The following is a 7,788-nucleotide window of genomic DNA, read 5'->3' on the forward strand; positions in this document are numbered from 1 at the left end:
GCCAGGCGGGTCTTGCCGGAGCCGCCCGGGCCCGTGAGCGTGACCAGGCGTGCCCCTCGCAATTCGGAACGGATGGCGTCGAGTTCGGGTTCCCGCGCCCCTGAAACGAGCTCCGCTCATTCAGGGGCGCGGGGAACTGCGCGAGAAGCGGCCACCGGCCGTCAGCCGGGGACGGTGCAGCGGCCCGCCGCGGCCGATGTCAGGCGGCCCAGTGCCTCGTCGCGGCCGCAGGCATGCGCGCCCAGCGCCACCTGCCGGTCCACGATGGCGCGTTCGGCACGCATCAGACGCCACCCGCGACGCAGCAGAAACGGCACCGACTTGCGCCCCTCCCGCAGATCGCGGAGCAACCGGCGACGGAACGTCGTCGAAGGACGCCCGCGCAGACACAGCGCATCGGCCAGCACCCCGAGCTCCCGGCACCGCGACACGATGTCGGCCGCGAAGATCCCCTCGGCGATGAACAGGGGCGTGCGCTCGATGTCGAGCGCCGTCTCGCCCACCCGCGAGCTGGTCGCGATGTCGTACACGGGCACGCTCGTACGCCCCGTCCCGCACAGCGAGACGATCGCGGCGATCGCCACGTCGGCGTCCCAGGAGTCGGTCGAGTCCCAGTCGATGTCCGAGGTGCCCGGCACCAGCGGCAACGTGGGATCGCCCGCCTCCTTGTAGAAGTCGTCGAGGCAGAGCACGGGAAGCCCCGAGCGTGCCGCGAACGACGACTTGCCGGAGCCGGAGGGGCCGGACAGCAGGACGACCCGGGTGGGTATCGGAGGATGCGCGCTCACGAGAGAACAGTGTGCGGCATCAGGGCCCGGGGACCGACCCCGCGTCGCGCCCCTGTGGCGGGCGCCACGTCAACTACGCTACGTGGTTCTGCGGTTACCCGTTCCGCATGCCGAACTCCGAAAGGTCCAGGCGCAATCCCATGGCCCGACACGCACACCCCACGCTCTCCACCCGTACCCGCCGCTCGCTGCTGAACGCCGGCCTCGTCGTGGGTGCCGCAGGCGCGGCCCTCGTCGCGGGCGGCGGCGCCGCGAGCGCCGAGACGCTGCCCGCCGACGGCTCCGACGCGGCGGCCGCGACCCAGGCCGTCACGCACGCGCTGCACGGGTCGACGGCGACCGGTCTCGGCACGCTGAAGACGCTCCAGCTCGACCCGCTGGCCAACACCGGCGTCGACCCGCTGGACAACGCGGTCGGCACCCAGCTCGCCGACTTCGCGCCGCTCAGCACGGCCGCGGTCACGGCACCGCTGACCAGTGGCGGCTCCCTGGACGACCTGCCGCTGGTGGGCCCGGCGACGCACCTGCTGCCGAACTGACTCAGCCCCTAGACGGCCCGCGAGGTCCGCGGCGGAGTCTCCCGTACCCACCACGCGGCCACGAAGGCCACCGCGCACAGCGCCGCCGTCCCGGCCGCCACCGCGTGCAGCCCGTCGACGATGCCCGCCGGGGAGGCGTCGCCGCGCACCCGGGCCGCGAACACCGAACCCAGCACGGCGACCCCGAGCGAGCCGCCGATCGTGCGCAGCAGGGTCTGGGTGCCGTTGGCCGCGCCGAGGTCCCGGGGCGCGGCGCTGTTCATGGTGATCAGCAGCGCGGGCTGCATAAGGCAGCCGAGGCCGACGCCCAGGAGCAGGGTCAGGGCGGAGGCCGCCCAGGTCGCGGTGGCCGTGCCGAGCAGCAGCAGGGCGAGGGCGCCCAGGGTGGCGAGCGCCCCGCCCGCGATCGGGTATCGCCGGTACCGGCCGCCCGCGGACACCCGTCGTCCGATGGCCAGTTGGGCGCCCATCATGCCGAGCATCAGGGGCAGCAGGAGCAGTCCGCTCCCGGTCGACGACATGCCGCGTACGAGTTGCATGTACTGCGGCAGGAAGCTCGCGGCCGCGAGCATCGCCGCCCCCGAGGTGAAGCCGAGCACCTGCGCGACACCGAAGTTGCGGTCCCGGAACAGCCGGGGCGGTATCACCGGCTCGGCCGCCCGCCGCTCCACCGCGACGAAGGCCACGAGGGACGCCACCGAGACCAGTGCGAGCCCGCCGATCCGCGGTGAGGTCCAGGCGTACGTCGTACCGGCCCAGGACGCGAGCAGGGTCAGGGCGAGGATCGCGGTGGTGAGCAGCGCGGCGCCCGCGACGTCGACCCGGGCCTGCACGCGCTCGGTGCGCACCCGCACGCCCACCGAGATGGCGGCCAGGGCCACGGCGCCGACCGGGAGATTGACGTAGAACACCCACCGCCAGTCCAGCCGGTCGGTGAGGAAGCCGCCGATCAGCGGGCCGCCGATCATCGCGGCGGGCAGCAGCACGCCGATGACGGACTGCGAGCGGCCCGCCCCCGCGGGCCCGAGCAGGGTGCCGATGAGGGAGAGCGCGCCCACGAACAGGCCGCCCGCGCCGACGCCCTGGAGCGCCCGGAACGCGATCAACTGCCCCATGTCCTGGGCGAGTCCGCACAGGGCGGAGCCGACGAGGAAGACGGCGATCGAGGCGAGATAGCCGCCCTTGCGGCCGTAGAGGTCGCCCAGCTTGCCCCACAGGGGTGTGGTGACGGCGGTGGTCAGCAGGTACGACGTGACCACCCAGGACAGATGGGTCAGGCCGCCCAGGTCCTCGACGATGACCGGCAGGGCCGTGCCGACGATCGTGCCGTCCAGCGTGGCGAGCACGATGCCGAGCAGCAGGCAGGCGATCACCGGTCGGGAGGGCGGTGCGACGGCGGTCGTCCCCTCGGCTTCTTCCGTGAGGTTCCGCATGACTCAGGCCGCGTACGGGCGGACCGACTTGGCGTCCCGGAGCGCCTGCGCCCACCAGGTCAGCTGGTCGAGCATCGTCTTCGCGGCGGCGTCGACCGCCGGGTCGTCGACCCGGCCGTCCTCGCCGAAGGCGCCCCAGGCGTTGTGGAAGCTGACCGTGTTGCGGACGGTCATGGCGTTCAGCTCGGCCATCACGACGCGCAGCTGCTCGACGGCGCGCAGCCCGCCCGAAAGGCCGCCGTACGAGACGAACGCGACCGGCTTGCCGTGCCACTCCGTGTTGTGCCAGTCGATCGCGTTCTTCAGGGACGCCGGGAAGCTGTGGTTGTACTCCGGGGTGACGAGGACGAAGGCGTCGGCGGCCGCGAGGCGCGGCGACACCAGGGCGAGGGCCTCCTTCGTGCCGGGCGCGGGGTCCGTGCCGAAGGCGGGCAGCACGGTCGGCAGCGGCGTCTCGGCGAGGTCGATGACGTCGGCGCGCAGATCGGTGCGCTGTCCGAGATGCCCGGTGAGCCAGCGCGTGACGACCGGCGCGAAGCGGCCTTCGCGGGTGGAGCCGACGATGACGGCGACGCGGAGCGGAGCGCCGGTGGACGGAGTGGTGGTGGACATGGTGGACCCCCTGAAATGTTGTGTACGGCGTACACTTTGATGCGTACAACGTACACAGCAATGTGTACGGCGTCTACTGGGGATACGCTGTACGCATCTTTGAGCGAGAGGGGTCCGGACATGGCGGCAGGCAAGAGTGAGGGTGAGGGCGGGCTGGTCGAGCCCTCGCTCTGGGAGCGCCTGGAGCGGCCCGCGCCGACCCGGCGGGCGTCGCTGACGCTGGAGCAGATCGCCGCCGCGGCCGTCGAACTCGCCGACGAGGAGGGTGCGGCGGCCGTGACCATGCGCCGGCTCGCGACCCGGCTCGGGGTCGCGCCCATGGCCGCGTACCGGCATGTGTCGGGCAAGGACGATCTGTGGGCGCTGATGTTCGACCGGGTCTCGGCGGGGCTCGCCGTGCCCGACGGCGTGGCCGACTGGCGCGAGGTGCTGCACTCCTTCGCCGTGCAGACACGGGAGTTGATGCTCCGTCACCCCTGGTTGGGGCAGGTCTCCGCGCCGCTGATCCAGCTCACGCCGGCCCGGATGGCCATCGCCGAACGGCAGTTGAGGGCGCTGTCCGGGCGCGACCTGGACGCCGACTCGATGATGGCCGCGTTCCGGGCGGTCAGCGCCTACGTGCACGGCTCCACGCAGTCCGAGATCGCGCTGAGCCGGTACAAGGAGGAGCACGGCTGGAAGAGCGGCGACGAGACCCGGCAGGCGCTCGCCCCGCAGATGAACTACCTGATGGGCACCGGCCGTTACCCCACCTACAAGAAGTACGCCCTGTCCGCGACCCGCAAGGACGACCCCGCCTGGGAGTTCGCGTTCGGGCTCGACTGCGTGCTCGACGGGATCGCGCGGCGGCTCGGGATCTGACGAGGCCCCGCCCCCTCCTGGACGGAGAAGGGGACGGGGCCTCAGACCCTGCGGGGGGGGGCTAGTACGAGGAGCCGGACGCGCCCAGCGAACCCGTCGGGTGCCAGACCGTCTTGGTCTCCAGGAACGTCGTCAGGCGGCCCGTGCCCGGGTCCGCCGTGAAGTCCTCCACAGGCTGTGGACGGCGTACGCGCTTCAGGTTGTCCGCCGCCGCGATCTCCAGCTCCTTGGCGAGGGCCGCGTCGGCGCCGGTCAGGTCGATACCGTTGACATCCTGGTGGGCGGCGAGCGCCGGGGCGATCTCCGACGCGCGGCCGGACAGGATGTTCACGACGCCGCCCGGCACGTCCGAGGTGGCCAGCACCTCGCCGAGCGAGAGGGCGGGGAGCGGGGACTTCTCGGAGGCGATCACGACGACGGTGTTGCCCGTCGCGACGACCGGCGCGATCACCGAGACCAGGCCGAGGAAGGACGACTCCTGGGGCGCGACGACGGTGACGACACCGGTCGGCTCCGGGGTGGAGAGGTTGAAGAAGGGCCCGGCGACCGGGTTCGCCCCGCCCACGACCTGGCCGACCTTGTCGGTCCAGCCCGCGTACCAGACCCAGCGGTCGATCGCCGCGTCGACGACCGCGGTGGCCTTCGACTTGGAGATGCCCTCCGCCTCGGCGACCTCGCGCACGAACTGCTCGCGGCGGCCCTCCAGCATCTCGGCGACGCGGTAGAGGACCTGCCCGCGGTTGTACGCGGTCGCGCCCGACCAGCCGCCGAACGCCTTGCGCGCGGCGACGACCGCGTCCCGGCCGTCCTTGCGGGACGACTGCGGAGCGTTGGCGAGCCAGTTGCCCTTACCGTCCTGCACTTCGTACACCCGGCCGCTCTCGGAACGCGGGAACTTCCCGCCCACGTACAGCTTGTAGGTCTTGAGGACACTCAAACGGTCAGACACTGAGGTACGCCTCCAGGCCGTGACGGCCGCCCTCGCGGCCGAAGCCGGACTCCTTGTAGCCGCCGAACGGCGAGGTCGGGTCGAACTTGTTGAACGTGTTGGCCCAGACGACGCCCGCACGGAGCTTGTTGGCGACCGCGAGGATGCGCGAGCCCTTCTCCGTCCAGATGCCGGCCGACAGCCCGTACTGCGTGTTGTTGGCCTTGGCGACGGCCTCCTCCGGCGTGCGGAAGGTGAGGACCGACAGGACCGGGCCGAAGATCTCGTCGCGCGCGATGGTGTGCGCCTGCGTGACGTTCGTGAACAGCGTCGGCGCGAACCAGTAGCCCGACGACGGCAGTTCACACGGCGCCGACCAGCGCTCGGCGCCCTCCGCCTCGCCCGTCTCGGTGAGCGCGGTGATCCGGGCCAGCTGCTCCGCGGAGTTGATCGCGCCGATGTCGGTGTTCTTGTCCAGCGGGTCGCCGAGGCGGAGCGTGGTCAGGCGCCGCTTCAGGCTGTCCAGCAGCTCGTCCTGGATCGACTCCTGGACCAGCAGGCGGGAGCCCGCGCAGCAGACCTGGCCCTGGTTGAAGAAGATGCCGGTGACGATGCCCTCGACGGCCTGGTCGATGGGGGCGTCGTCGAAGACGATGTTCGCGCCCTTGCCGCCGAGTTCGAGCGTCAGCTTCTTGTCCGTCCCCGCGAGGGTGCGGGCGATCTCCTTGCCGACGGCCGTGGAACCGGTGAACGCCACCTTGTTCACGTCCGGGTGGGCGACCAGCGCCGCGCCCGCGTCGCCGTACCCGGGAAGGATGTTGACGACGCCCTTGGGCAGGCCCGCCTGGCGGCAGATGTCCGCGAAGAACAGCGCCGACAGCGGGGTCGTCTCGGCGGGCTTGAGGACCACCGTGTTGCCGGTCGCGAGCGCCGGGGCGATCTTCCAGGCCAGCATCAGCAGCGGGAAGTTCCACGGGATGACCTGGCCGGCGACGCCGAGCGCCTTCGGGTCGGGGCCGAAGCCCGCGTGGTCGAGCTTGTCGGCCCAGCCCGCGTAGTAGAAGAAGTGTGCCGCTACGAGGGGGAGGTCGGCGTCCCTCGTCTCCTTGATGGGCTTGCCGTTGTCCAGCGTCTCCAGGACCGCCAGCTCACGGCTGCGCTCCTGGATGATGCGGGCGATGCGGAAGAGGTACTTGCCGCGCTCCGCGCCGGGCAGCGCCGACCACTTCTCGAACGCCTTGCGGGCCGCCTTCACGGCGCGCTCCACGTCGGCCTCCCCGGCCTGCGCGACCTCGGAGAGCACCTCCTCGGTGGACGGGGAGACGGACTTGAAGACCTTGCCCTCGGCGGCGTCGGTGAACTCGCCGTCGATGAACAGCCCGTAGGACGGGGCGATGTCGACGACCGCGCGCGACTCGGGGGCGGGGGCGTACTCAAACAGGTTTGCCATGGTGATCAGTCCACCGTCACGTAGTCGGGACCGGAGTAGCGCCCGGTGGCGAGCTTTTGACGCTGCATCAGCAGGTCGTTGAGGAGGGACGAGGCACCGAACCGGAACCAGTGGTTGTCGAGCCAGTCCTCGCCCGCCGTCTCGTTCACGATCACGAGGAACTTGACGGCGTCCTTCGAGGTGCGGATGCCGCCGGCGGGCTTCACGCCGACCTGGACGCCGGTGGCGGCGCGGAAGTCGCGGACCGCCTCCAGCATGAGCAGGGTGTTGGCCGGGGTGGCGTTGACCCCCACCTTGCCGGTCGAGGTCTTGATGAAGTCGGCGCCGGCCAGCATGCCGATCCAGCTCGCGCGACGGATGTTGTCGTACGTCGACAGCTCGCCGGTCTCGAAGATGACCTTGAGCCGGGCCGGCCCGGAGGCCTCCTTCACGGCGCGGATCTCCTCGTAGACCTTCAGGTACTTCCCGGCGAGGAACGCGCCGCGGTCGATGACCATGTCGATCTCGTCGGCCCCGGCCTCGACGGCGTCCCGGACGTCCGCCAGCTTGACGCCGAGGGCGGCGCGGCCGGCCGGGAAGGCGGTGGCGACCGAGGCCACCTTCACCTCGGTGCCGGCGACGGCGGCCTTCGCGGTGGCGACCATGTCCGGGTAGACGCAGACCGCCGCCGTGCGCGGGGTCGTGCGGTCGGTCGGGTCGGGGTTGACCGCCTTGGCGCCGAGGGCGCGGACCTTGCCCGGGGTGTCGGAGCCCTCCAGGGTCGTCAGGTCGATCATCGAGATGGCCAGGTCGATGGCGTACGCCTTCGCCGTGGTCTTGATGGAACGGGTCCCGAGCGAGGCGGCCCGGGCCTCCAGGCCCACCGTGTCGACCCCGGGCAGCCCGTGAAGGAATCGGCGCAGCGTGGCCTCTGACGCGGTGGCGTCGGCCAGGGCGTGTTCTGTGGCAGATGCGGGTGCAGTGGGCATGGTCACGAGGGGAGCATATCTACGCGCGTAGCGGCTGTACAGGGGTGTTCGGTTCCGGGGCCGTCCGCCACGCGCGCCACCGTCGTGGCTGGTCGCGCAGTTCCCCGCGCCCCTGAAGGGCGAGCTCCGCTCGCTTCAGGGGCGTTTGCGTCCGGAGGGTTGACCCTGCGGAGACATGGCGGTTACAACGTTGGAACGCATTCATGGCA

8 protein-coding genes are annotated in these 7,788 nt (G+C 71.6%); 2 read left to right on the forward strand and 6 right to left on the reverse strand.

Annotated elements, in window-relative coordinates:
• Positions 1-161: 161 nt before the first annotated feature.
• Positions 162-788, reverse strand: a complete 627-nt coding sequence (locus ABZ930_RS40975; protein ID WP_361560590.1) for an ATP-binding protein — start codon at positions 786-788, stop codon at positions 162-164.
• A gap of 140 nt (positions 789-928) precedes the next feature.
• On the opposite strand from ABZ930_RS40975, the gene ABZ930_RS40980 reads away from it, so the two are divergent.
• Positions 929-1,327 carry a hypothetical protein gene (locus ABZ930_RS40980; RefSeq protein WP_361560593.1) on the forward strand — a complete coding sequence of 133 codons (399 nt, stop codon included), beginning with the start codon at positions 929-931 and terminating at the stop codon, positions 1,325-1,327.
• An 8-nt stretch (positions 1,328-1,335) separates the two neighbouring features.
• Here ABZ930_RS40980 and ABZ930_RS40985 read toward each other — a convergent pair whose 3' ends face one another.
• Positions 1,336-2,760: an MFS transporter gene (locus ABZ930_RS40985; protein ID WP_361560596.1), complete on the reverse strand. Its 1,425-nt coding sequence runs from the start codon at positions 2,758-2,760 to the stop codon at positions 1,336-1,338.
• A gap of 3 nt (positions 2,761-2,763) precedes the next feature.
• A complete protein-coding gene (locus tag ABZ930_RS40990; protein ID WP_361560598.1) occupies positions 2,764-3,372 on the reverse strand; it encodes an NAD(P)H-dependent oxidoreductase in 609 nt (202 codons plus the stop codon).
• Positions 3,373-3,492: 120 nt separating this feature from the next.
• Between ABZ930_RS40990 and ABZ930_RS40995 the strand changes: the two genes are divergently transcribed.
• Positions 3,493-4,233 (forward strand): TetR/AcrR family transcriptional regulator, encoded by a 741-nt coding sequence (locus ABZ930_RS40995; RefSeq protein ID WP_361560601.1) that lies wholly within the window; start codon positions 3,493-3,495, stop codon positions 4,231-4,233.
• A gap of 61 nt (positions 4,234-4,294) precedes the next feature.
• On the opposite strand, the gene ABZ930_RS41000 is transcribed toward ABZ930_RS40995, so the two are convergent.
• From ABZ930_RS41000 to deoC, 3 genes are read right to left on the reverse strand one after another with little or no spacing between them, the layout of a single operon-like run.
• A complete protein-coding gene (locus ABZ930_RS41000; protein WP_361560604.1) occupies positions 4,295-5,182 on the reverse strand; it encodes an aldehyde dehydrogenase family protein in 888 nt (295 codons plus the stop codon).
• Positions 5,175-6,611, reverse strand: a complete 1,437-nt coding sequence (locus ABZ930_RS41005) for an aldehyde dehydrogenase family protein (RefSeq protein ID WP_361560607.1) — start codon at positions 6,609-6,611, stop codon at positions 5,175-5,177. The genes ABZ930_RS41000 and ABZ930_RS41005 overlap by 8 nt, the downstream gene beginning before the upstream one ends.
• 5 nt (positions 6,612-6,616) lie before the next feature.
• Positions 6,617-7,579 carry a deoxyribose-phosphate aldolase gene (gene deoC, locus ABZ930_RS41010; protein WP_361560610.1) on the reverse strand — a complete coding sequence of 321 codons (963 nt, stop codon included), beginning with the start codon at positions 7,577-7,579 and terminating at the stop codon, positions 6,617-6,619.
• Positions 7,580-7,788 lie beyond the last annotated feature (209 nt).

Source organism: Streptomyces sp. NPDC046716 (assembly GCF_040645755.1).
Lineage (GTDB): Bacteria > Actinomycetota > Actinomycetes > Streptomycetales > Streptomycetaceae > Streptomyces.

Coding starts and splice junctions, on each gene's coding strand:
- ABZ930_RS41005 (WP_361560607.1), bottom strand. CDS start 6,611: ATGGCAAACCTGTTTGAGTACGCCCCCGCCCCCGAGTCGCGCGCGGTC.
- ABZ930_RS40995 (WP_361560601.1), top strand. CDS start 3,493: ATGGCGGCAGGCAAGAGTGAGGGTGAGGGCGGGCTGGTCGAGCCCTCG.
- ABZ930_RS40980 (WP_361560593.1), top strand. CDS start 929: ATGGCCCGACACGCACACCCCACGCTCTCCACCCGTACCCGCCGCTCG.
- deoC (WP_361560610.1), bottom strand. CDS start 7,579: ATGCCCACTGCACCCGCATCTGCCACAGAACACGCCCTGGCCGACGCC.
- ABZ930_RS40985 (WP_361560596.1), bottom strand. CDS start 2,760: ATGCGGAACCTCACGGAAGAAGCCGAGGGGACGACCGCCGTCGCACCG.
- ABZ930_RS40990 (WP_361560598.1), bottom strand. CDS start 3,372: ATGTCCACCACCACTCCGTCCACCGGCGCTCCGCTCCGCGTCGCCGTC.